Below are 22,949 nucleotides of genomic sequence, written 5' to 3' on the forward strand. Positions count from 1 at the left end.
ACCCGAAACCGATCCCGCCCCCGGCGAGGAAGAGCACCACCGCGAGAACGCCCCAGAGCCAGGTACGCCGCTTGGGCGGCGGTGGCACCGGTGTGATCCGTCGGCCCGGCTCCGAGAACGCGTCGTGCGACGTGGCGGAATCGGCGGCGGACGACACGGGCACACCCGACACGGGCACACCCGACATGGGCGCTCCAGAGATCGGCTGACCGCTGGTCATCGACCAGGGCTGTGGTGCCCAGGACGGCTGCGGCGCCCCGGACGAGGGCTGCGTACCGCCGCCGGTGGTCCCGACCGGTAGCGCCTGGTAGTCCATGCCGAGGGTCTGGAAGAGGCGGGTTGCCGCGCCGGTCTCCTCCACGGGGTACGCAACCCAGGGCTGGGCGGCGGTGAAGTCGGCGTCGACGTACCGGTGACCGCCGGTGGTCTGGTGCAACAGATTGGCCGCGTTGGCGAACGCCTCCCGCCAGGCTGAGTCGTCGGCCGCCGGGCCGTCGAGAACGACGACGGTCACCGGCCGGTCCTGCGCGTCGAGCGCCGCCCAGGCCCTGCCGACCTGGCATTCACCCATCACCTCGGTGAATCTGTACGGACCGTCCGGCTGCATCCCCCACCACTCCTCTGCTCGCCCGCCGAAGGGATCGTACAGAGACCGCGCCCGTCACCTCGCCCGTCGGTCGCCGGGTCTCCGCTGGATGACCGGGCGGTATGGACGGATCCCGGGCGGCCCGACCATGCGGTGTCCCGATCGGAGCGAGGCCGGTCTCGTCGGCGCGGCCTGCCCGCGGCGGCGCCGAATGCCGCGTCCTGCGCGCGCCGTGACACAGCAGGATGCCCCGATCGACGCCGCCGAGGGCGCTATCGTCCGATGACGACGTTCGCGAGCGGCTTGCCCGTCGCGTACCGCCGCACCTGGTCCACCAGCAGTCGACGGGCCCGGGGCGCCAACGCGGCGGTCAGGCCGCCGACATGCGGGCTGATCAGGACGTTCGGCGCGGACCACAGGGGATGCTCGGCGGGCAGCGGCTCGGGTTCGGTGACGTCCAGGGCAGCGTGCAGCCGGCCCGCGTTGAGTTCGGCGAGCAGCGCCGCGGTGTCCACCACCCGGCCCCTCGACACGTTCACCAGCAGCGCGCCGTCGGGCATCCTGGCGAGAAAATCCCTGCCCACCAGGCACTCGGTCTCCGGAGTCAGCGGGGTGGCCAGGATGACAACATCCGCTCGTGGCAGCATTTCCGCAACGTCGGACACCGGCCGTACGCCGGGGCGGGCGTTCCGGGCCACCCGGCTGACTTCCACCTCGAAACCGGCGAGCCGACGCTCGATAGCGGCGCCGATCGAGCCGTACCCGACGATCAGCACCCGGGCGTCAGCGAGTCCGGGCGACCAGCCCGAGGCCCAGCGGCCCTCGTCCCCCGCTCGGACGAAGTCCGGCAGCCGACGCCGGGCGGCCAGGGTGAGCGCCACGGCCAGCTCGGCGGTGGCCGCGTCGTGCACACCCCGGCCGTTGGCCAGGGTCAGGCCGGGTCGCAGGTACGGCAGGACGTGGTCGTAGCCGGCGGTCACGGTCTGCACCACCTCGAGCCGGGGCATCCGGGCGATCAGCTCGCAGAGGCGTGGATCGATGATCCCGTACGGGACCGCGTAGAACTCGACGTCGTCCAGATTGTCGGGCATGGGCTGGGTGCCGTCGTACAGCGCGACGTCGAGATCAGCAAGCTCGGCCACTGCGTCAGGGTGAGAGATCAGGTAGCGCACGGCGACAAGCATGCCGGCCGGGTGCCGCTCGGCGCGGGGTGGTGTCGTCGACCCCGGCGGCAGCGCCGGCCGGACGGTTGCGCGGTGAAAGATTTCATGCATAGAGTCTGCGCATGAATGAAAGCGCTGCCGTGGGGCTGCCGACCGAACGGGTGCGTGACCTGTTCCACGGCGTGCGGCTCACCCCCACCCAGCGCCGCATCGCGCACTGCCTGGTGCAGCACGCCGCCGCCGTGTCGTACCTGTCCGCCGCCGAGGTCGCCGAGCTGGCCGGGGTGAGCCAGCCCTCGGTGACCCGGTTCGCCATCGCGCTGGGCCACGACGGCTACCCGGCGCTGCGCCGCCGGCTGCGCGAGCTGGCCGCCGGCTCCACCGGCGGGGGCAGCGACGACGGCAACGAACTGCAACAGGCGGTCCGGGCCGAGATGGCCAACCTGGGCCGGCTCGCCGGCGAGCTGGCCGACCGGAGCCGGATCGCCGAGGCGGGGCGGCTGCTGGCGGCGAGCCGGCCGTTGCCGGTGCTCGGGCTACGCGCCGCCGCGCCACTGGCTGCCTACTTCGCCTACTTCGCCGCGAAGGTGCACCCTGACGTGCGGGTGCTCGACGACGGCGGGAGCCTGCTCACCGACCGGCTGGAGCAGGCGGCGGCGGCCGGGGCGACCGCTTTGCTCGCCTTCGTTCTGCCCCGCTACCCGAGGGAGACGTTCGACGTGCTGCGGGAGGCCCGCGCCACCGGCCTGACCGTCGTCGCGATCACCGACTCTCCGGTCAGCCCCGCCGCCGACCACGCCACGCTGGTGCTGCCCGCCGCTGTCGGCACCGGTCTCGTCTTCGACCTGCACACCGCGCCGATGACCCTGGCCATGGTGGTCCTCCAGGCGATCTGCGACGCCGCACCGGCCGACACGCAGGCCCGCCTGGAGGCGTTCGAGTCGTCCGCCGCCCGTCGTCAGTTGTTCCTCGGCTGAGAGGAGTCGAAAATGCACCAGCCCGTCCGCGCCGCGCGCGGCGCCGCGCGCACCGCCCAGGGGTGGCCGCAGGAGGCCGCCCTGCGGATGCTGATGAACAACCTCGACCCGGAGGTGGCCGAACGCCCCGACGACCTGGTCGTCTACGGCGGCACCGGGAAGGCGGCACGGGACTGGCCGTCGTACCACGCGCTGGTGCGGACGCTGACCGAGCTGCGCGACGACGAGACGATGCTGGTGCAGTCCGGCCGCCCGGTCGGGGTGCTGCGCACCCACGAGTGGGCACCCCGGGTGCTGCTGGCCAACTCCAACCTGGTCGGCGACTGGGCCACCTGGCCGGAGTTCCGCCGGCTGGAGCAGCTCGGCCTGACCATGTACGGGCAGATGACCGCCGGCTCGTGGATCTACATCGGCACCCAGGGCATCCTTCAGGGCACGTACGAGACGTTCGCCGCCGTCGCGGCGAAGCGGTTCGGAGGCAGCCTCGCCGGGACGGTGACGTTGACCGCCGGCTGCGGCGGGATGGGTGGGGCGCAGCCCCTGGCGGTCACCATGAACGGCGGTGTCTGCCTGATCGTGGACGTGGACCGCAGCCGGCTGGAGCGCCGGGTACACGACCGCTACCTGGACGAGGTGGCCGACTCCCTGGACGACGCGGTGGAGCGGGTACGCGCCGCGAAGCGGGACCGGCGGGCGGTGAGCGTGGGTGTGGTCGGCAACGCCGCCACGGTCTTCCCCGAGCTGCTACGCCGGGGCGTCGAGATCGACATCGTCACCGACCAGACCAGCGCGCACGACCCGCTGTCGTACCTGCCCGAGGGGGTGGAACTGGCCGACGCCCGGGGCTACGCGCAGGCGTCGCCGGCCGAGTTCACCGACCGGGCCCGCGCGTCGATGGCCCGGCACGTCGAGGCGATGGTGGGGTTCCTCGACGCGGGCGCGGAGGTCTTCGACTACGGCAACTCGATCCGGGGCGAGGCGCGCCTCGGCGGGTACGACCGCGCGTTCGACTTCCCCGGTTTCGTGCCGGCGTACATCCGGCCGCTGTTCTGCGAGGGCAAGGGGCCGTTCCGCTGGGCGGCGCTCTCCGGCGACCCGGCCGACATCGCCGCCACCGACCGGGCCGTGCTCGACCTGTTCCCCGAGAACGAGTCCCTGGCCCGGTGGATCCGGTTGGCCGGCGAGCGGGTGGCCTTCCAGGGCCTCCCGGCGCGGATCTGCTGGCTGGGCTACGGCGAGCGGGACGTCGCCGGGGTGCGGTTCAACGAGATGGTCGCCGCCGGCGAGCTGAGCGCCCCGGTGGTGATCGGCCGGGACCACCTGGACTGCGGCAGCGTGGCCAGCCCCTACCGGGAGACCGAGGCGATGGCCGACGGCTCCGACGCGATCGCCGACTGGCCGCTGCTCAACGCGCTGGTCAACACGGCCAGCGGCGCGTCCTGGGTGTCCCTGCATCACGGCGGCGGGGTGGGCATCGGCCGGTCCATCCACGCCGGCCAGGTCTGCGTCGCCGACGGCACCGCCCTGGCCGGGCAGAAGATCGAACGGGTGCTCACCAACGACCCGGCGATGGGCGTGATCCGGCACGTCGACGCCGGCTACGACGCCGCCCGCGAGGTCGCGCGGCGCACCGGCGTGCGGGTGCCGATGGCGGAGGGTAACCCGTGAGCGCGAGGAGCGCAGCGCAGCGGAGCCCCGCAGTCGCGAACATCGGAGGTAACCCGTGAGCGCGAGGAGCGCAGCGCAGCGGAGCCCCGCAGTCGCGAACATCGGAGGTAACCCGTGAGCGACCTGCCGGTGCGGTTCCGGCGGCTGTGGGACGAGATCGCCCCGGTGGGGCGGGACGCGGGCAGCGGCGGCTACCTGCGGTACGCGCTGACCGAGCCGGAGCTGCGGCTGCGGGAGTGGTTCCGCGACCAGGCCGACCGGCGGGGCATGCCGGTGACCGGGGACGGAAACGGCAACCTGTTCGCCTGGTGGGGCGACCCGGTCGCGGGCGACGCGGTGCTCACCGGCAGCCACTTCGACTCGGTGCCGCACGGCGGGGCGTACGACGGGCCGCTCGGCATCGTCAGCGCCTTCCTCGCCGTGGACGAGCTGCGGGCCGCCGGGGCGGCCCCGGTCCGGCCGGTGGTGGTGGCCGCCTTCGTCGAGGAGGAGGGGGCCCGGTTCGGCGTACCCTGCCTGGGGTCGCGGCTGCTCACCGGCCAGATCGCGGTCGACCGCGCGGCCGGGCTGCGCGACGCGGCCGGGGTGAGTTTCGCCGAGGCGCTGGGCGAGCGGCCGGCGGGCGGCGACGCCGGGCTGCTCGGCCGGTTCGCGGCCTTCGTCGAGCTGCACGTCGAGCAGGGCCGGGCGCTGGTCGACGCCGGCGCCCCGGTCGCGGTGGCCAGCATGATCTGGCCGCACGGCCGGTGGCGGTTCGACTTCGACGGCGAGGGCAACCACGCCGGCACGACCCGGATGGCCGACCGCCGTGATCCGATGCTGACGTACGCGTTCACGGTGCTCGCCGCCAACAAGGAGGCCCGGCTGCGCGACGCGCACGCCACGATCGGCCGGGTCGCCGTCGCGCCGAACGCCACCAACGCGATCCCGTCGAGCGTCACCGGCTGGCTGGACGCCCGGGCAGCCGAGCCTGAGACCCTGCGCGGTCTGGTCGAGGCGGTGCAGGCCAAGGCCGCCGAGCGGGCCCGGCGGGACGGCACCGCGCTGACCTGCACCGAGGAGTCGACGACCCCGCCGGTGGCGTTCGACGCCAAGCTGGCCGATCGGCTGGCCGGGCTGCTCGACGCCCCGGTGCTGCCCACCGGGGCGGGGCACGACGCGGGGGTGCTCGCCGCGCACCTGCCCACCGCGATGCTCTTCGTGCGCAACCCCAGCGGGGTGTCCCACTCCCCCGCCGAGTCCGCCACCGACGCCGACTGCGCCGCCGGGGTCACCGCCCTGGTCCGGGTGCTGGAGGAGCTGGCATGCCGATGAGATGGCTGGCTGAGTACGCCTGGCTGCCCGACCACGCCGAGCCCACCCCCGACGTGGTGGTCGAGACCGACGGCGGGCGGATCACCGCCGTCACCCCACTGACCGCCGGCCCGCCTACGGCCGGGGTGGAGGTGCTCGGCGACGCGGTACGGCTGCCCGGCCTCACCCTGCCGGGCCTGGCCAACGCCCACTCGCACGCCTTCCACCGGGCGCTGCGCGGGCGCACCCAGGGTGGTCGGGGTGACTTCTGGACCTGGCGAGACGTCATGTACGAGGTGGCGGGGCGGCTCGACCCGGACTCGTACCTCGCGCTGGCCCGGGCCGCGTACGCCGAGATGGCGCAGGCCGGGGTCACCTGCGTGGGCGAGTTCCACTACCTGCACCACGGCCCCGACGGCACCCCGTACGACGACCCGAACGCGATGTCCGCCGCGCTGGTCGAGGCCGCCGCGCACGCCGGGATCCGGCTCACCCTGCTGGACGCCTGCTACCTGACCTCCGCTGTGGATGGTGCGCCGCTGGCCGGGCCGCAGCGGCGTTTCGGCGACGGGGACGCGCTGCGCTGGGCGGAGCGGGCCGGCGCGTTCACGCCGGACGACGACCACGTCCGGGTCGGCGCGGCGATCCACTCGGTGCGCGCGGTGCCGGCGGAACAGCTCGCCACCGTGGCTGGCTGGGCCGACCTGCGCGGCGTGCCGCTGCACGTGCACCTGTCCGAGCAACCCGCCGAGAACGACGCCTGCCGGGCGGTGCACGGATGCACCCCGACCCGGCTGCTCGCCGACCACGGGGTGCTCGGCCGGCACACCACCGCCGTGCACGCCACCCACCCGACCAGCGCGGACGTGACGCTGCTCGGGGAGAGTCGCACCGGGGTCTGTCTCTGCCCCACCACGGAACGGGACCTGGCCGACGGCATCGGCCCGGCCCGCCGGATGGCCGAGGCGGGCAGCCCGCTCAGTCTCGGCAGCGACAGCCACGCGGTGGTCGACCTCTTCGAGGAGGCCCGCGCGGTGGAGTTGGACGAACGGCTGCGCACCCGGCGGCGCGGCCACTTCACCCCCGCCGATCTGCTGACCGCCGCCACCACGGCCGGGCACGCCGCGCTCGGCTGGGGCGACGCCGGCCAGCTCGCCGTGGGGATGCGCGCCGACCTGGTCACCGTACGGCTCGACACCGCCCGCACCGCCGGGGTGCCGCCGGGCGGGGCGTTCTTCGCGGCCACCGCCGCCGACGTCGCGCAGGTGGTGGTGGACGGCCGGGTGGTGGTGCGCGACGGCCGGCACCTGACGGTGGACGTCCCGGTCGAGGTGCGCGCCGCCGTCGAGGAGGTGACCGGGTGACCGGCGGCAACTGGGCGCACCGGGTGACCAGGCCGGGCCCGTCCGTCGGGCGGGTGGCTCGCGGCACGGCCAGCCTGCTGGTGGACAACGTCGGGGAACTGGTCACCAACACCGCCGACGGGGAGGGCCGGCTGGGTCTGCGCCGGGGCGCCGCGCTGCTGGTCGAAGAGGGGCAGGTGGCCTGGATCGGGCCGGCCCGGGACGCGCCCGCCGCCGACCGGCGGATCGACGCCGAGGGCGGCGCGGTGCTGCCGGGCTTCGTGGACAGCCACGCCCACCTGGTCTTCGCCGGTGACCGGGCCGCCGAGTTCGCCGCCCGGATGGCCGGCCAGCCGTACACCGGGGGCGGCATCCGCACCACCGTCGGCGCCACCCGGGCCGCGACCGACGACGAGTTGCGGGCCACGGTACGCCGGCTACGCGGCGAGGCGATGCGCCAGGGCACCACCACCATGGAGGTCAAGAGCGGGTACGGGCTCACCGTCGCCGACGAGGCCCGCTCGCTGCGCATCGCCGCCGAGGTCACCGAGGACACCACCTTCCTCGGCGCGCACGTCGTCCCCGCCGAGTACGCCGACCGGCCGGACGACTACGTGGGCCTGGTCTGCGGGCCGATGCTCGCCGCCGCCGCCCCGTACGCCCGCTGGATCGACGTGTTCTGCGAGCGCGGGGCGTTCGACGTCGACCACGCCCGGGCGATCCTCGCCTGTGGGCAGGCGGCCGGGTTGGGCACGCGGGTGCACGCCAACCAGCTCGGCCCCGGGCCGGGCGTGCGGCTCGGGGTGGAACTCGGCGCGGCGAGCGTCGACCACTGCACGCACCTGACCGACGCCGACGTCGACGCCCTCGCCTCGACCACGATGGACTGGACGTCCGGCTCGGAGACCAGCACCGTCGCCACCCTGCTGCCCGGCGCCGAGTTCTCCACCCGGTCGCCGTACCCGGACGCACGGCGGCTGCTCGACGCGGGGGTCACCGTGGCGCTGGCCACCGACTGCAACCCCGGCTCGTCGTACACCTCTTCGATGCCGTTCTGCGTCGCGCTCGCCGTACGCGAGATGCGGATGACCCCGGCGGAGGCGGTCTGGGCCGCGACCGCCGGTGGGGCGCGGGCACTGCGCCGCCACGACGTCGGGGTGTTGCGGCCCGGCGCCCGGGCCGACCTGATGATCCTCGACGCCCCGTCCCACCTGCACCTGGCCTACCGGCCCGGTGTTCCCCTGATCCGCCAGGTCCTGCACAACGGAGTCCCGCAATGACGAGCGCAACTGTCCAGCCCACCGGGATCTCCCCGGCCGACGTGCTCGCTGTGGCGCGCGGCGCCGCCCGGGTCGTCCTCGCCCCGTCGACCGTCGAGGCCATGACGGCCAGCCGCTCCATCGTGGACGGCATCGAGGCCGCCGGCCGCCCCGTCTACGGCGTTTCCACCGGTTTCGGCGCTCTCGCCAACACGTTCGTCGCGCCCGAGCGGCGGGCCGAGCTCCAGCACGCGCTGATCCGCTCGCACGCCGCCGGAATCGGTGCGCCGATGCCCCGCGAGGTGGTCCGGGCGATGATGCTGCTGCGGGTGCGCTCCCTCGCCCTTGGCCGTTCCGGCGTCCGCCCGCTGGTCGCCGAGGCCCTGGTCGACCTGCTCAACCACGACGTCACGCCGTGGGTGCCGGAACACGGCTCGCTCGGCGCCTCCGGCGACCTGGCGCCGCTGGCCCACTGCGCGCTGGTGCTGCTCGGCGAGGGTTGGGTGCTCGGGCCGGCTGGCGAGCGGGTCGCCGCCGCCGACGCGCTGCGCCGGGCCGGGCTGGCGCCGGTCGCGCTGGCCGCCAAGGAGGGGTTGGCGCTGATCAACGGCACCGACGGGATGCTCGGCATGCTGCTGCTGGCCATCCAGGACGCCCGGCACCTGTTCACCATGGCCGACGTGACGGCGGCGCTGGCGATCGAGGCGATGCTCGGCTCTGAACGGCCGTTCCTGCCGGAGCTGCACGCCATCCGGCCGCACCCCGGGCAGGCGGCGTCGGCGGCGAACATCCACCGGCTGTTGCAGGACTCGGCGGTGATGGATTCGCACCGCGACGACCTGGCGCACGCCGTGCAGGACGCATACTCGATGCGTTGCGCGCCGCAGGTGGCCGGCGCGGCCCGGGACACCCTCGACTTCGCCGAGACGGTGGCCGCACGGGAGCTGCTGTCGGTGGTGGACAACCCGGTGGTGCTGCCGGACGGCCGGGTCGAGTCCACCGGCAACTTCCACGGCGCGCCGCTCGGTTTCGCCGCCGATTTTCTGGCCATCGCCGCCGCCGAGGTGGGCGCGATCGCCGAACGCCGGGTCGACCGGCTGCTCGACGTGGCCCGCAACCGGGACCTGCCGGCGTTCCTGTCCCCCGACGCCGGGGTGAACTCCGGGCTGATGATCGCTCAGTACACGGCCGCCGGGATCGTCGCGGAGAACCGCCGGCTGGCCGCGCCCGCCTCGGTCGACTCGCTGCCCACCAGCGGCATGCAGGAGGACCACGTCTCGATGGGCTGGGCGGCGACCAAGAAGCTGCGTACCGTGCTGGACAACCTGACCAGCCTACTCGCGGTGGAGCTGCTGGCCGCCGTACGTGGGTTGCAGCTCCGCGCGCCGCTGACGCCGTCCCCGGCCGGGCGGGCTGCCGTCGCCGCGCTGGGCGGGATCGCCGGTGAGCCGGGGCCGGACGTCTTCCTCGCCCCGGTGCTGGAGGCGGCCCGGACGGTGCTGGCCGGGCCGGAACTGCGGGCGGCGATCGAACGGGAGGTCGGCCCGCTCGGGTGACCACCGCCTCCCACCACCGTGCGCGCCATGGCGGCACCGTCGACGTGGCGGGGACCTCCCGCCACGCCCCGCCGAGCGGCCCGGCCGGCGTGGCTCAGGTCGGTGGGAGCACCTTGGCGACCAGCTTGGCCAGCTCCCGCAGCGCCTTCCCGCGGTGGCTGATCGCGTCCTTCTCCGCCGGCGTCAGCTCGGCGTTGGTTCGGTCCTGGCCGTCGCCGAGGAAGATCGGGTCGTACCCGAAACCGCCCTCGCCGCGCGGCGCGCGCAGCAGCCGGCCGCTCTGCCGGCCGTCGACCAGGTGCTCCTTGCCGCTGGGCAGCACCAGCGCGACGGTGCAGACGAAGGACGCGCTTCGGTGCTCGTCCGGCAGGTCGGCGATCTGGTCGAGCAGGAGCTGGAGGTTGGCCCGGTCATCGCCGTGCCTGCCGGCCCAGCGGGCGCTGAACACCCCCGGCATGCCGCCCAGCGCGTCCACGGCGATGCCGGAGTCGTCGGCGATGGTCGGCAGGCCGGTCCGCCGGCAACCCTCCCGCGCCTTGATCAAGGCGTTCTCGCCAAAGGTCAGGCCGCTCTCCGGCAGCTCCGGATACTCCTCGACGTCGTCCAACCCGAGCAGGGCGATCCGGTGCGCGCCGAGCGACCCGTCGAGGATCCGCTGGAGTTCGACGAGCTTCTTGCGGTTTCGGGTGGCGAGCAGGACCTTGTTCATGATGGGTCACCTTCGTTCGCGACTACGGGACGCGCGGGCCAACCCGTCGCGCTCACGACGAGAGCACCTTGCGCTGCGCCTCGGTCAGTTCCAGACAGCCTGCCAGACCCAGGTCGAGCAGCGCGTCCAACTGCTCCCGGGAGAAGACGCCGTCCTCCCCCGTCCCCTGCACCTCGACGAACTCGCCGGCGCCGGTACAGACCACGTTCATGTCCACCTCGGCGGCGACGTCCTCGGCGTAGTTCAGGTCCAGCCTCGGCTCACCGGCGACGATGCCGACGCTCACCGCGGCCACCGACCGGTGCATGACCTTCTCCGGCTTCCCGGCCAGTGACCGGCGGGCGGCCAGCCAGGTCACCGCGTCGTGCAGTGCCACGTACGCGCCGGTGATCGCCGCCGTGCGGGTGCCGCCGTCGGCCTGAAGCACGTCGCAGTCGAGCACGATCGAGTTCTCGCCGAGCGCCTTCAGGTCGATGCTGGCGCGCAGACTCCGGCCGATCAGCCGGGAGATCTCGTGGGTGCGGCCACCGATCTTCCCGCGGACGCTCTCCCGGTCGGAGCGGGTGTTCGTGGCCCGGGGCAGCATCGAGTACTCGGCGGTCACCCAGCCGAGGCCGGAGCCTTTGCGCCAGCGGGGCACGCCCTCGGTGACGCTGGCGGTGCAGAGCACCCGGGTGCCGCCGAACTCGACAAGCACCGAGCCCTCCGGGTGGGTGCTCCAGCCGCGGGTCAGGGTCACCGGTCGAAGGTGGTCGGGCAGCCGCCCGTCAGGTCGCGCCATCCCTGCACCCTATGCGGTCGGATGCTCGACCCGTTCCCGGGTGCCCTCAGCCGGGGGGCCGCGGCGCACGGCCGGGCGGCCGGCTCCCGCCCGCGCGGGGAGTTGGCGACGGCGGCGCGCCTCAGACGTCGTACGTGCCGCCGGCTCGAACGACTTCCAGCGGCCCCGCGAACGCCGTGGACGCCGCCTCGACGGTCTGCGACTCGCTGCCCCAGGCCACCACCAGATGGGTGAGCAGCAGCCGGCCCACCCCCGCCTTGGTGGCCGCCTCGCCGGCCTCGCGGCCGGTCAGGTGCAGATCCGGCGGGTTGTCCACGCCGTCGAGGTAGCTGGCCTCGCAGAGGAAGACGTCGGCGCCCTGCGCCAGCCGCAGCAGGGCCTCGCATGGGGCGGTGTCCGAGGAGTAGCAGAGCACCCGGCCGCCGTGCTCCAGCCGCACCCCGTACGTCTCGACGGGGTGGTTCATCCGGTCCACCGTGACGGTGAACGGGCCGATCGGGAAGGTCCCCGGCTGCAGGCCGTAGAACTGGTAGACGTCCTCGACGGTGCTGTCCTCCTGGCCGTACACGGCGGCGAGCCGGTCCGGGGCACCGGAGGGCGCGTACACCGGCAGCGGCGGGTACGGGCCGTCCGGGGCGTACCGGCGGACCACCACGTACGACGCGGCGTCGAGGATGTGGTCGCAGTGCAGGTGGGTGAGGAGGATGGCGTCCGGGGCGTGCAGGCCCACGTAGCGCTGGAGGGTGGACAGCGCTCCGGAACCGAAGTCCACCAACAGCCGGAACCCCTCCGCCTCGATCAGGTAGGCGGAGCAGGGGGACTCGGGGCCGGGGAAGCTGCCCGCGCAGCCGAGCACCATCAGTCTCATCCGGTCGCTCCGCTGTCACTCACCGTAGTCGACACGCCGGTGTCAGCACCGCCGACGATCTCTACCGACGCGTACGCCACGCTGGGCAGCCTACGCGCAGCGACGGCGGGGCAAGAATCATCTGCTGGAACTTGTCATCAACGTGACACCCACGCGGCCGGCCGGCGGTCGTCCCGCCAGCCGGCCGTGTGGTCGGGCACTCACGCCCAGAGCTGACCTTCGAGGGCGTCCTCGGCGTCGGCCAGGGTGCCGCCGTAGGCACCGGTCGACAGATATTTCCAGCCGCCGTCGCAGACCACGAAGGCGACGTCGGCCCGTCGGCCCTCGCGTACCGCCTCGTGCGCCACGGCGAGGGCGGCGTGCAGGATCGCCCCGGTGGAGAAGCCGGCGAAGATGCCCTCCACCTCCACCAACTGCCGGGTACGCAGGACGGCGTCCCGGGTGCCGACGGAGAAGCGCCGGGTCAGCACCGTGGCGTCGTAGAGCTCGGGGACGTACCCCTCGTCGATGTTGCGCAGGCCGTAGACCAGCTCGCCGTAGCGCGGCTCGGCGGCGACGACCTGGATGCCGTCGACCTTCTCGCGCAGGTACCGCCCGGTGCCCATCAGGGTGCCGGTGGTGCCGAGGCCCGCTACGAAGTGGGTGATCGTGGGCAGGTCGTGCAGCAGTTCCGGCCCGGTCGTCTCGTAGTGCGCCCGGGCGTTGGCCTCGTTGCCGTACTGGTAGAGCATCACCCAGTCCGGATGCTCGGCCGCGATCTGTTTGGCGGTCGCGACGGCCTGGTTCGAGCCGCCGGCGGCCGGCGAGAAGATGATTTCCGCGCCGTACATCCGGAGCAGTTGCACCCGCTCGGTGGAGACGTTCTCCGGCATCACACAGACCAGCCGGTAGCCGCGCAACTTGGCCACCATGGCCAGGGAGATGCCGGTGTTGCCGCTGGTCGGCTCCAGGATGGTGTCCCCGGGGCGGAGCCGACCGGCCTCCTCGGCCGCACGGACCATGAACAGGGCCGCGCGGTCCTTGATGCTGCCGGTCGGGTTCCGGTCCTCCAGCTTGGCCCACAGCCGCACCGGCGGCGCCCCTTCGGGCACCGTCGGCGAGACCCGGGGCAGCCCCACCAGGGGGGTGCCCCCACAGGCGTCGAGCAGGCTGTCGTACCGCGCCATGACGCTCGCCGTCAGCCGGCGGCGACGGCCGCGCCGTGCGCGACGCGCCCGACAGCCGCGACCCGCCCCGCGCCCGACGTGACCGCGCCGTGCGTTACGCGCCCCGCGCTCGCGGCCGCCGCACGGTGCTGGCTGATCGCGGCTGCCGCCGCGAAGCCGAACGCGCCACCGGCGACCGCGGGCAGGATGGTCACGCTGTCGCCGTCGTTGAGCTTGGCGTCCAACGCGCCGAGGAAACGGACGTCCTCGTCGTTGACGTAGACGTTGACGAAGCGGTGCAGCGCGCCGGCGTCGGTGACCAGCCGGGCCTTCAGGCCGGCATGCCGGGAGTCCAGGTCGGTGAGCAGGTCGCCCAGGGTGTCCCCGGCGCCCTCGACGACCTTCGCGCCGCCGGTGTAGCTGCGCAGGATGGTGGGGATGCGAACCTCGATGGCCATGGTGTCGTGCTCCTTGTTCGGGTGTGCCTTGGTGACGGGACGGAACGGGTGGGACGGCGCTGGAGGGTCAGCGGCCGGAACACTCGTAGTCGACCGTCGCCGGGCTCTGCCCGAACATGTAGGACTGCACAGCGTGCGGGTCAACGGCGGCGTCCACGATCCGCACCGGCTCCTCGGTCACCACACCGTCGACGATGCGGAAGGAGCGAATCTCCTCCGTGTCGGGCTCACGGGTGGAGACCAGCAGGTAGTGGGCCCCGGGCTCGCCGGCGAAGGAGATGTCCGTGCGGGACGGGTACGCCTCCGTCGCGGTGTGCGAGTGGTAGATGACGACCGGCTCCTCGTCGCGGTCGTCCATCTCCCGCCACACGCGCAACTGTTCCATCGAGTCGAACTCGTAGAAGGTCATCGAGCGCGCGGCGTTGTCCATCGGGATGTGCCGGGTGGGGGTGTCGCTGCCGGCGGGACCGGCGACCACGCCGCACGCCTCGTCGGGGTGGTCCCGACGCGCGTGGGCGACGATCGCCTCGACGATCGACCGGTCGATGCTCAGCACGTGGCCCAGCCTAGCGCCCACCCGCCGGGCACGGCGAGGCGGCGACCGTCACACTTCAGTCGATCAGAGCGTTGAGCAGGGATTCCTGGAGATAACCCAGGTACGCGTAGACCGACAGTTGGAACACCCGGGACGAGGTCGGGTCCTCGGCGACCGCCTCGTCGAGCTCCTCGCCCAGGTCGGTGCCGTCCTTGATCTCCAGCCGGACACCCATCGCCAGCCGGGCGTCGTTGAGCGCCCGCAGCCACGCCTCGGCCGCCTCGGCGTCGAGCCGCACCTCGCCGCCGGCGGAGTCCGGCAGCGCGGCCAGGACCGCCCCCGCCTGGTCGATCTTGGCAGTCTTCAGGTCGCCCTCCGTGTACCGGCGGAACTCGGCCGTGCCGGCCGGGTCGTCCGGATACGCGTCGGGGAAGAGCCGCCCGACGACCGGGTCGGTGTGGTCGAACCCGTCGGTGAGCAGCCCGACCACCTCGGCGGCGACCTTGCGCAGCACGCGCACCTCGTCGACGGCGAAGGTGGCGACATAGCGGTCGCCCTGGCGGCGGAACATGCTCACGATTCCGGTCCTGTTCGCGACTGCGGGGCTCGCAACCCCGGCTCACTCCTCGCGCTCACGAGCGTTCCACCGTCGCCCACAGCCCGTACGCGTGCAACTGCGACGCGTCGTGCTCCATCCGCTCCCGGGCCCCGGTCGACACCACGGCCTTGCCCTTGTGGTGCACGTCGAGCATGAGTTTCTCGGCCTTCTCCCGGCTGTACCCGAAGAGCTTCTGCAAAACCCAGGTCACGTACGTCATGAGATTCACCGGGTCGTCCCAGACAATCGTCACCCAAGGCCGGTCCGAGACCGGCACCTCGTCGGTGTCCGGCGTCTCGACCGGTGCAACCTGTGGAGCCGCCATGCCCCCATCGTGCCACCGGATCCGGCAATCCGATGAACCGGAACGCCGGGGCCGCCCGGATCACCCTCGCGGACGGCAGCCGCGGAAGCATCGGGCGGCGCGGGCGACGGCTGCTCAGGCGAGCAGGATGCCGTGGTCGAGCGCATCGGAGAGCACCGCGTCCAGCGACAGCCGGACGGCCTCGAACCGGCGGGACACCTCGCGGGACAGTTCCAGCTCCACCTCGCGCAGCGCCCGCTGCGCCCAGGACCGGGCGCTGCCCTGATCGGCGTTGCCAGGGCTGCTCCAGTGCTGCCAGCACCCACCGGAGAGCGCGACCGCGACCGGCGGCAGCACCTCGGCGCGCGCCGGGCCGGGATGATCGGCGAGGGCGTCGACGCCGGTGACGTCACCCACCCCGGCGGTGCTGGTCACCAGGAGCACGCGGGCCAGGTCCGGACCCGGCGACGGTTCGGACAGGCCCCAGTGGACCGCGGCGGCGATCCGCCGGCGGACTCCCTCGGCCACCGGGGCGCCGAAGATCCGCGCGGCGGCCTCGTCGAGGATCTCGCGCACGGCGTAATCGCACTGGATGGTGGCCAGCAGCGAGAGCGCCTCCATCTCCCGGTCGAGCAGTTGCGGCAGGCCAGCGCAGCCCACCCCGAAGACGATCTCCTGGACCACCCGCAGGTGGGTGTTGGCGAGTTCCAGCGCGAGGTGCTGGCGGACGCTGCGGGCACAGGTGCGGGTCTGCCGTTCCAGCCACTCCGACCAGTTTCCCGGGTCGGCGTCCGGCGGGACGGGCACCGGGCCGTGCGCGCCGGGCAGCATGGGCGGCTGGAGGCTGGCCCGACGCAACCCCTCGTCGGCCGCCCAGCCCACCAGGGCCCGCCGCAGGCCGGGGTGTTGCGCCCGGTGGACCGGGAACCAGCGGGCGTCGGCCAGGGCCGGCACCGCGGCCAGCAGCGCCGCTCGGTGCGCCTCGACGGCCACCCCCGCCGGATCGACCGGGGCCGTCGCGTCGCCCGATGGTGGCGGGACCGCCGCTCCCGCGTCCTCCGGCTCGGCCGGCTCGACCGGCGACCAGCCGCCCGCGCCCGGGGTGACCACGAAGACGACCTGCACGCGAGCCCGGGCCACCTCGGCGAGCAGGTGCAGCTCCGCGGCGCCGAACGCCTGGTCAGCGCCGATCACGAAGAGCAGCGCGCCGCCGCGCCCCACCGCGTCCAGGAGCACCCGTCCGCCGGCCACGCCGAGGGTGTCGGTGTCCGGCGTGTCGAGCACCCCGAAATGCCGCAGCAGCGGCTCCGGCAGGCTCAGCTCGACCCGGCGCGGGGGCCGGGCCAGGGCGGGACCGGCCGCCGCCTGGTCCGCGCCGTAGAAGTGCGGCTGCCGGTAGCCCGGCACGTAGGCGGCGCGGGTGGCGACCCGGGCGTACCGGATGAGCAGGGTGCTGCCCGCCGGGACGGCGAGCATGCCGGCGGGGACGCCCAGCAGGGCGGCGAGCACCTCGCGCCGGGCGGCACCGGCCGGCCCGGCGGCGACCACGGTGAGCGGCTCGTCGGGACCGGTCTCGGTGACCCCGAGCCGGGCCGGCAGCGGCCCGCAGCGGGGCAGCGCGGCCGCCCGGCCCGGTTCGTCGGGCACGTCGATCCCGGGGAGTGGACCGGATCTCATCGGCAGCTCCCGTTGAGGGGCGGGCGGTGCGGTGCCCACCGGAACCATCGGGTGCGGTGGCACCCGGATGCCGGAAGGGTAAGGGCTGTTACCGACTCGTACGGAACACCCGGATACTCACCGGTAACTGCGATATTACTCAACTTCACAGCGTGACGGTGCCCGCGCGGACGGTTCTCCATCGATATGCTGCTCCGATGAGTCGGTGGTGTTTCGTCGGCCGAACGGATGAACTTGACTGTCTGCGATCGGCGGTGGAAGGGGTCGAGGGACGCGGGCTCTTCTTCAGCGGCACCGCCGGCATCGGCAAGAGCCGGCTGCTGCGGGAGGGAGTGTCCGCCCTGCCCGCCGACCGCTACGCGATCTGGTCCGTCGCGGCCAGCACCGCCACCGCCGCCCTGCCGTTCGGCGGACTGGCCCAGGTCCTCCCCGCCGAGCAGCCCCCGGGGCTGTCCCCCGCCGGCGTGCTGCGCTGGGGGGTGGAGGTGCTCCAGGAACAGGCCGCCGGCCGGCGGATCGTGCTCGCCATCGACGACGCCCACCTGCTCGACCCGCCGTCGGCGGCGCTGGTCCACCTGATCGCCCGGCAGGAGAACGCCATCGTGCTCGGGACGCTACGCAACGGGGAGCAGATTCCGCTGCCGATCCGGGCACTGTGGACCGATGATCTGGTCGCGCACGTCGAGCTGGCGCCGTTAGGCCCGGCTGAGACCACCGATCTGCTCGCCGCCATCCTGGGCGGCCCGGTCGACGCCTGCTCCGCCGACCGGCTCTTCAAACTCTCCGCCGGCAACCCGCTACTCCTGCGCGAGCTGGTCCACGCCGCGGCCGGCGGCGGCGAACTGGACCGCCGTTACGGGGTGTGGTGGTGGACCGGGCGGCTGGAACTGGCCCCCAGCCTCACCGACCTGATCGACGCCCGGATCGGCCGACTGGAGCCCGGGGTGCGTGCCGTGGTGGAGCTGGTCGCCTTCGGCGAGCCCCTCGGGCTGCACCTGCTCAACCAGGCCGCCGACCCGGCCGACGTGGAGCTGGCCGAGGAGCGCGGTCTGATCACGATGGTCCAGGACGACCGGCGGCTCGATGTCCGGCTGGCCCGTCCGCTGTACGGCGAGGTGTTGCGCCGCCACTGCCCGGTCAGCCGGACCAGGCGCCTGCGGGCCCGGCTGGCCGAGTTACTGGAGGCCGTCGGCGCCCGACGCCGGGGCGACCTGCTCCGGGTCGCCGTGTGGCGACTCGACTCGGGCACCGCCCAGGACGGCACGCTGCTGCGTCATGCCGCCGCACAGGCGTTCGCCCGCTGGGACGTACCCCTGGCGACCCGGCTGGCCCGCGCGGCGCTCGACGTTGACGGCGGGTTCGACGCCGCGGAACTGCTCGCCACCATCCTGATGTTCGCCGACCAGTCGAACGAGGCGATCCGGGTGCTCGACGCGGTGGCCGACGAGGTCACCGGTGACGAGCGCAGCCGCTGGCTGACCGTGCGGGGCATGGTCAGCTACTGGGGGCTGGGTCAAGAGTCCACGGTGGACGAGATCGCCCGGGCAGGCGCCGAACTGACCGACCCCGGCGACCAGGCCCGGGTACGCGCCTTCGAGGCGATCATGCGGTTGCACCGGCTGGACGTGACCGAGGCGCTGCGGTTGAGCCGTTCCGTGCTGGACCGGCCGGCGGCCGGCGTGGCGGCCCGGGAACTGGCCCGCTGCACCATCGCCCACCTCGACGCCGCCCGCGGGCGGTTCCGCCGCAGCGCGACCGCGATCGCCCGGGTGCAGGCCGAGGCATCGGCCTGGCGGGCCGACATGCCGTACCTGCAACCGGCGATGGACCTGGCCTGCGGCACCCGGCTGGCTCTCGCCGGCGATCTGGCCGGCATCGACGCGATCACCGACGACGAGTTCGCCGACCTGGCCGGGGCCGGTGACTTCCGGCTCGGCACCGGTTACCTGGCGATCCTCCAGGCGTACGCGGCGCGGCTGCGCGGGCGCAGCCGCGAGGCGCTCAAGACCAGCCTCGGGGCCTGCGCGGTGCTGGCCACCAGCCGGGTCTATGCCGGCCTGGCCCACGCCGAACGGGCCCAGGCCGCCGCGTGGCGGGGCGAGGCCGGAGCGGCGGCGGAGGCGATGGCCGAGGCGGATCGGGTGCACACTCCCGGCATGGCGGTGCTCTATCCCTGGCTGGAGCAGGCACGCGGCGCGGTGCTGGCCGCCGGCGGCGACCTGCCCGGCGCGGTCAAGCACCTCGGCGACCTGGCCGACCGGCTCCGTGCCGACAGGTTCGCCGGGCACGAGGTGCTGGTTCTGCTCGATCTGGTCCGGCTCGGCGCGGCGGACGCTCCGGTCGGGCCCACCTGCACCGACGGGAGCCGCCGCACGGTCGCGCAACGCCTGACCAACCTCTCCGAACGGGTGGACGGGGCGCTGCCACCGCTGATCGCCCGGTACGCCCGCGCCGCGGTCGACGACCACGGCGTCGACCTGCTGGCGGTCGCCGACGCGTTCGCCGAACGCGGCCTGACCGTCTGGGCCAGCGAGGCCGCCGCGATCGCGCTACGCGCGCTGCGCCGGGAGCGGGCGGCCCCGGCCGCCGCCGCGCACCAACGCCTCGGTGCCCTGCTCGGCGGCTGCGACCAGATCCGCACGCCGGCGCTGGAGGCGCTGCGGCCGGCCCTGACCGACCGGGAGCGGCAGATCGCCACGCTGGCCGCCGACGGGGTCACCAGCCGGGTGATCGCCGAACGGCTCTTCCTGTCCACGCGCACGGTGGAGAACCACCTCCAGCGGGTCTACAGCAAGCTGGGCATCACCGGGCGGGCCGAGTTGCCGGCGGCGCTGCGTTCGATCACGGGCCACGACGGCGGGCGGTCGGGGTGAACTCTAGGCTGGGGTCGTGAGCACCTTTCGCCCCGCGCTGCTGACCGACCACTACGAGCTGACGATGGTCAGCGCCGCCCTGCGGGACGGCACCGCCGCCCGGCGATGCGCCTTCGAGGTGTTCAGCCGACGGCTGCCGGCGGGGCGCCGCTACGGGGTGGTCGCCGGGACGGCCCGGCTGGTGGAGCTGATCCAGGATTTCCGCTTCGGGGCCGACGAGGTGGATTTCCTGCGCCGAACCGGGGTGGTCGACGACGCCGCCGCCGAGTGGCTGAGCGGCTACCGCTTCACCGGCGACGTCGACGGGTACGCCGAGGGGGAGCTCTTCTTCCCCGGCTCCCCGATCCTCACCGTCTCGGGTGGCTTCGCCGAGTGTGTGGTGCTGGAGACGCTGGTGTTGTCGGTGCTCAACCACGACTGCGCGGTGGCTGCGGCAGCCGCCCGGATGGTCACCGCGGCCCGCGGGCGCACGCTGATCGAGATGGGTTCCCGGCGGGCGCACGAGGAGGCGGCCGTGGCGGCGGCCCGCGCCGCCTACCTGGCCGGGTTCCGGTTCACCTCCAACCTGGCGGCGGGACGGCGCTACGGCATCCCCACCGCCGGGACCGCCGCGCACGCGTTCACCCTGCTGCACGACGACGAGCGGGCGGCGTTCGCCTCGCAGGTGGCCACCCTCGGCAAGGACACCACACTGCTGGTCGACACGTACGACATCAGCCAGGGCATCCGCACCGCGATCGAGGTGGCCGGGCCGGAGCTGCGCGCGATCCGCATCGACTCCGGCGACCTGGCGGTGATCGCCCAACAGTCGCGCGAACTGCTCGACTCCCTGGGCGCCACCGAGACAAAGATCATCGTGTCGGGCGACCTGGACGAGTACGCCATCGCGGCGCTCGCCGCCGAGCCGGTCGACATGTACGGCGCCGGCACCGCCGTGGTCACCGGCTCGGGCGCCCCCACCGCCGGTCTGGTCTACAAGCTCGTCGAGGTGGAGGGACGCCCGGTGGTCAAGCGTTCCGAGCACAAGTCCACCATCGGCGGCCGGAAGGTGGCGGTACGCCGGCACAAGCCGACCGGCACCGCCACCGAAGAGGTCATCGTGCCGCAGGGCGTGCCCGACCGGCAGCCCAACGACCGGCTGCTGCAACGCTCGTTCGTCGTCGAGGGGGAGCCGGTCGCGCTGCCCTCCCTGGACGAGTCCCGGGAGCACCTGCGGCAGTGCCTGATTTCCATCCCCTGGGAGGGCCTGAAGCTCTCCGCCGGTGACCCGGCCGTCCCGGTCACCGTTGTACCGACGAGCTGAGGAGGCGATCCGATGGCCAACGCCCTGATCATCGTGGACGTGCAGAACGACTTCTGCGAGGGCGGCTCACTCGCCGTCGGCGGGGGCGCCGGCGTGGCCGCCGGGATCTCCCGGCTGCTCGCCGCCGACCCCGGGCGCTGGGACCACGTGGTGGCGACCAAGGACTTCCACGTCGACCCGGGGTCGCACTTCGGTGATCCACCGGACTACGTCGACTCCTGGCCCCGGCACTGCGTGGTGGGCACCACCGGTTCGGAGTTCCACCCCGAACTGGAGACCGGCCGCATCGAGACGATCTTCCACAAGGGGGAGCACGCCGCCGCGTACTCCGGGTTCGAGGGGCACGCCGACGACGGCGAGTGCCTGGCGGACTGGCTACGCCGCCACGACGTGGACCGGGTCGACCTGGTCGGCATCGCCACCGACCACTGCGTCCGGGCCACCGCGCTGGACTCGGCGCGGGAGGGCTTCGACACCACGGTGCTGCTCGACCTCACCGCCGCCGTCGCGCCGCGGACCCTCGCCGGTGCGTTGCGGGAGATGGCGGACGCCGGGGTGCGCCTCCAGGGCGAGGTGACGCGCACCGCTTGAGCGGGTAATCGCTTGCCGATGTCGTACCCCCGGCGCAGGATGTCCGCCGGAGGTACGGACCATCATGAACCTGACGCCTTACCGGCAGGCGCTCGCCCTGCCCGGGCTCCGGCCACTGTTACTGGTGTCCGTGCTGGCTCGCATCCCGATGACCGCGACCGGGGTGACGCTGACCTTCTTCGTCGTGCTGGACCTCGGCCGGGGTTACGGCGCGGCCGGCCTGGTCGGCGCCGCGCTGACCGTGGGCGCGGCGGTCGGCGCACCGCTGCTCGGCCGTCTGGTCGACCGGCACGGCCTGCGCCCCGTGCTCGCCCTCACCACCCTGGCCGAGGCGGTGTTCTGGGCGAGCGCTCCGGCCCTGCCGTACCCGGTGCTGCTGCCGGCCGCGTTCCTGGCCGGTCTGCTCGCCCTGCCGGTCTTCTCGGTGATCCGCCAGTCGATCGCCGCGCTGGTGCCGGCCGCTCAGCGCCGCCCGGCGTACGCGTTGGACTCCATGTCCGTCGAGCTGTCGTTCATGGTGGGGCCGGCGCTCGCGGTGGCGCTGGCCACCGCCGTCTCGGCTCGGGTCACGCTCTGGGCGGTCGGGGCGGGCGTGGTCGGCGCGGGCGTCGCGCTGTGGTTCATGAACCCACCCACCCGCAGCGCCGACGAGCCGGTCGGTCCGCAACCCCGACTGCCCCGCCGGCTCTGGCTGACGCCCCGCCTGCTCGCCGTGCTCGCGGTCAGCGCGGCGGCCACCCTGGTGCTCGGCGGCACCGACGTCGCCGTGGTCGCCGTGCTGCGGGCCGGCGGGGAGGTCGGCTGGACCGGGGCCGTGCTCGCCATGTGGGCGGTCGCGTCGCTGGTCGGCGGTTTCGCGTACGGCGCGGCCAAGCGCTCCCTCTCCCCGCTGGCGCTGGCCGCCGCGCTCAGCCTCTGCACCATCCCGGTCGGGCTGGGTGGCGGTCACTGGTGGCTGCTCTGCCTGGCGCTGGTCCCGGCCGGCGCGCTCTGCGCCCCCACCCTCGCGGCGACCGCCGACGCGGTGAGTCGGCTCGCTCCGGCCAACGTCCGCGGCGAGGCGATGGGCCTGTACGGCTCCGCCGTCACCGTCGGCATGGCGCTGGGCGCGCCGCTGGCGGGCGCGGTGATCGACGCCTCGGCCCCGTTCTGGGGTTTCGCGGTGACCGGCGCGGTCGGGCTGCTGGTCACGCTGGCGGTGCTTCCGATGGAACTGCGCCACCGGCGGAAGGCCCCCAGCGTCGAGCCGGCCTCCCCCGACC

Annotated in this window: 19 protein-coding genes and 2 pseudogenes; 10 read left to right on the forward strand and 11 right to left on the reverse strand. The window is 73.9% G+C overall.

The window, feature by feature from the left end; all coding sequences use genetic code 11:
- Positions 1-607 (reverse strand): annotated as a pseudogene (locus tag E1193_RS17620) (hypothetical protein); the annotation flags it as partial.
- Between the two features lie 251 nt (positions 608-858).
- Entirely contained in the window at positions 859-1,860 is a 1,002-nt protein-coding gene (locus E1193_RS17625; RefSeq protein WP_243707754.1) for a 2-hydroxyacid dehydrogenase, read from the reverse strand.
- An 11-nt stretch (positions 1,861-1,871) separates the two neighbouring features.
- On the opposite strand from E1193_RS17625, the gene E1193_RS17630 reads away from it, so the two are divergent.
- The 6 genes from E1193_RS17630 to hutH all read left to right on the forward strand — a co-directional run bounded on the left by E1193_RS17630 (position 1,872) and on the right by hutH (position 9,845).
- Complete coding sequence (locus tag E1193_RS17630) at positions 1,872-2,726, forward strand: MurR/RpiR family transcriptional regulator (protein WP_132184288.1); 855 nt, start codon at positions 1,872-1,874, stop codon at positions 2,724-2,726.
- 12 nt (positions 2,727-2,738) lie between these two features.
- Positions 2,739-4,394, forward strand: coding sequence for a urocanate hydratase (hutU, locus tag E1193_RS17635; RefSeq protein ID WP_132184289.1), 1,656 nt, complete (start codon positions 2,739-2,741; stop codon positions 4,392-4,394).
- Positions 4,395-4,508: 114 nt separating this feature from the next.
- A complete protein-coding gene (locus E1193_RS17640) occupies positions 4,509-5,708 on the forward strand; it encodes an allantoate amidohydrolase (RefSeq protein ID WP_132184290.1) in 1,200 nt (399 codons plus the stop codon).
- The gene (locus E1193_RS17645) at positions 5,699-7,051 is read left to right on the forward strand and encodes a formimidoylglutamate deiminase (protein WP_132184291.1); all 1,353 of its coding nucleotides are present in this window, start codon (positions 5,699-5,701) and stop codon (positions 7,049-7,051) included. The genes E1193_RS17640 and E1193_RS17645 overlap by 10 nt, the downstream gene beginning before the upstream one ends.
- A 53-nt stretch (positions 7,052-7,104) precedes the next feature.
- Positions 7,105-8,310, forward strand: coding sequence for an imidazolonepropionase (hutI, locus tag E1193_RS17650; RefSeq protein ID WP_132184306.1), 1,206 nt, complete (start codon positions 7,105-7,107; stop codon positions 8,308-8,310).
- Positions 8,307-9,845, forward strand: a complete 1,539-nt coding sequence (hutH, locus tag E1193_RS17655; protein ID WP_132184292.1) for a histidine ammonia-lyase — start codon at positions 8,307-8,309, stop codon at positions 9,843-9,845. The genes hutI and hutH overlap by 4 nt, the downstream gene beginning before the upstream one ends.
- 94 nt (positions 9,846-9,939) lie before the next feature.
- Here hutH and rdgB read toward each other — a convergent pair whose 3' ends face one another.
- The 9 genes and pseudogenes from rdgB to E1193_RS17700 all read right to left on the reverse strand — a co-directional run bounded on the left by rdgB (position 9,940) and on the right by E1193_RS17700 (position 16,920).
- Complete coding sequence (gene rdgB / locus E1193_RS17660) at positions 9,940-10,554, reverse strand: RdgB/HAM1 family non-canonical purine NTP pyrophosphatase (RefSeq protein WP_132184293.1); 615 nt, start codon at positions 10,552-10,554, stop codon at positions 9,940-9,942.
- A 52-nt stretch (positions 10,555-10,606) separates the two neighbouring features.
- Complete coding sequence (gene rph / locus E1193_RS17665) at positions 10,607-11,335, reverse strand: ribonuclease PH (protein WP_132184294.1); 729 nt, start codon at positions 11,333-11,335, stop codon at positions 10,607-10,609.
- Between the two features lie 121 nt (positions 11,336-11,456).
- Complete coding sequence (locus tag E1193_RS17670) at positions 11,457-12,203, reverse strand: MBL fold metallo-hydrolase (protein ID WP_132184295.1); 747 nt, start codon at positions 12,201-12,203, stop codon at positions 11,457-11,459.
- A gap of 200 nt (positions 12,204-12,403) precedes the next feature.
- The gene (locus tag E1193_RS17675; RefSeq protein ID WP_132184296.1) at positions 12,404-13,369 is read right to left on the reverse strand and encodes a cysteine synthase; all 966 of its coding nucleotides are present in this window, start codon (positions 13,367-13,369) and stop codon (positions 12,404-12,406) included.
- Between the two features lie 137 nt (positions 13,370-13,506).
- A pseudogene (locus E1193_RS17680) lies at positions 13,507-13,806 on the reverse strand (MoaD family protein); the annotation flags it as partial.
- A 67-nt stretch (positions 13,807-13,873) separates the two neighbouring features.
- The gene (locus E1193_RS17685) at positions 13,874-14,362 is read right to left on the reverse strand and encodes a M67 family metallopeptidase (protein WP_088977704.1); all 489 of its coding nucleotides are present in this window, start codon (positions 14,360-14,362) and stop codon (positions 13,874-13,876) included.
- Between the two features lie 55 nt (positions 14,363-14,417).
- A complete protein-coding gene (locus tag E1193_RS17690; RefSeq protein ID WP_207922748.1) occupies positions 14,418-14,912 on the reverse strand; it encodes a DUF2017 domain-containing protein in 495 nt (164 codons plus the stop codon).
- A 61-nt stretch (positions 14,913-14,973) separates the two neighbouring features.
- On the reverse strand, positions 14,974-15,264 hold the full coding sequence (gene clpS / locus E1193_RS17695; RefSeq protein ID WP_132184299.1) for an ATP-dependent Clp protease adapter ClpS: 291 nt from the start codon (positions 15,262-15,264) through the stop codon (positions 14,974-14,976).
- A 114-nt stretch (positions 15,265-15,378) separates the two neighbouring features.
- The gene (locus E1193_RS17700; RefSeq protein WP_132184300.1) at positions 15,379-16,920 is read right to left on the reverse strand and encodes a hypothetical protein; all 1,542 of its coding nucleotides are present in this window, start codon (positions 16,918-16,920) and stop codon (positions 15,379-15,381) included.
- A gap of 197 nt (positions 16,921-17,117) precedes the next feature.
- Here E1193_RS17700 and E1193_RS33810 point away from each other — a divergent pair, with 197 nt between their 5' ends.
- The 4 genes from E1193_RS33810 to E1193_RS17720 form a co-directional block, all read left to right on the forward strand.
- A complete protein-coding gene (locus E1193_RS33810; protein WP_132184301.1) occupies positions 17,118-19,793 on the forward strand; it encodes a LuxR family transcriptional regulator in 2,676 nt (891 codons plus the stop codon).
- Positions 19,794-19,809: 16 nt separating this feature from the next.
- On the forward strand, positions 19,810-21,096 hold the full coding sequence (locus E1193_RS17710; protein WP_132184302.1) for a nicotinate phosphoribosyltransferase: 1,287 nt from the start codon (positions 19,810-19,812) through the stop codon (positions 21,094-21,096).
- A 12-nt stretch (positions 21,097-21,108) separates the two neighbouring features.
- Positions 21,109-21,687 carry an isochorismatase family protein gene (locus tag E1193_RS17715; RefSeq protein ID WP_132184303.1) on the forward strand — a complete coding sequence of 193 codons (579 nt, stop codon included), beginning with the start codon at positions 21,109-21,111 and terminating at the stop codon, positions 21,685-21,687.
- Between the two features lie 64 nt (positions 21,688-21,751).
- The coding region (locus tag E1193_RS17720; protein WP_132184304.1) for an MFS transporter at positions 21,752-22,949 on the forward strand (1,198 nt) is incomplete at its 3' end.

Origin of the sequence: Micromonospora sp. KC606 (genome assembly GCF_004348675.1) — a bacterium.
Lineage (GTDB): Bacteria > Actinomycetota > Actinomycetes > Mycobacteriales > Micromonosporaceae > Micromonospora.

Coding starts and splice junctions, on each gene's coding strand:
- E1193_RS33810 (WP_132184301.1), top strand. CDS start 17,118: ATGAGTCGGTGGTGTTTCGTCGGCCGAACGGATGAACTTGACTGTCTG.
- E1193_RS17645 (WP_132184291.1), top strand. CDS start 5,699: ATGCCGATGAGATGGCTGGCTGAGTACGCCTGGCTGCCCGACCACGCC.
- clpS (WP_132184299.1), bottom strand. CDS start 15,264: ATGGCGGCTCCACAGGTTGCACCGGTCGAGACGCCGGACACCGACGAG.
- hutH (WP_132184292.1), top strand. CDS start 8,307: ATGACGAGCGCAACTGTCCAGCCCACCGGGATCTCCCCGGCCGACGTG.
- E1193_RS17670 (WP_132184295.1), bottom strand. CDS start 12,203: ATGAGACTGATGGTGCTCGGCTGCGCGGGCAGCTTCCCCGGCCCCGAG.
- E1193_RS17700 (WP_132184300.1), bottom strand. CDS start 16,920: ATGAGATCCGGTCCACTCCCCGGGATCGACGTGCCCGACGAACCGGGC.
- E1193_RS17690 (WP_207922748.1), bottom strand. CDS start 14,912: ATGTTCCGCCGCCAGGGCGACCGCTATGTCGCCACCTTCGCCGTCGAC.
- rph (WP_132184294.1), bottom strand. CDS start 11,335: ATGGCGCGACCTGACGGGCGGCTGCCCGACCACCTTCGACCGGTGACC.
- rdgB (WP_132184293.1), bottom strand. CDS start 10,554: ATGAACAAGGTCCTGCTCGCCACCCGAAACCGCAAGAAGCTCGTCGAA.
- E1193_RS17715 (WP_132184303.1), top strand. CDS start 21,109: ATGGCCAACGCCCTGATCATCGTGGACGTGCAGAACGACTTCTGCGAG.
- E1193_RS17630 (WP_132184288.1), top strand. CDS start 1,872: ATGAATGAAAGCGCTGCCGTGGGGCTGCCGACCGAACGGGTGCGTGAC.
- E1193_RS17625 (WP_243707754.1), bottom strand. CDS start 1,860: ATGCATGAAATCTTTCACCGCGCAACCGTCCGGCCGGCGCTGCCGCCG.
- E1193_RS17675 (WP_132184296.1), bottom strand. CDS start 13,369: ATGGCGCGGTACGACAGCCTGCTCGACGCCTGTGGGGGCACCCCCCTG.
- hutU (WP_132184289.1), top strand. CDS start 2,739: ATGCACCAGCCCGTCCGCGCCGCGCGCGGCGCCGCGCGCACCGCCCAG.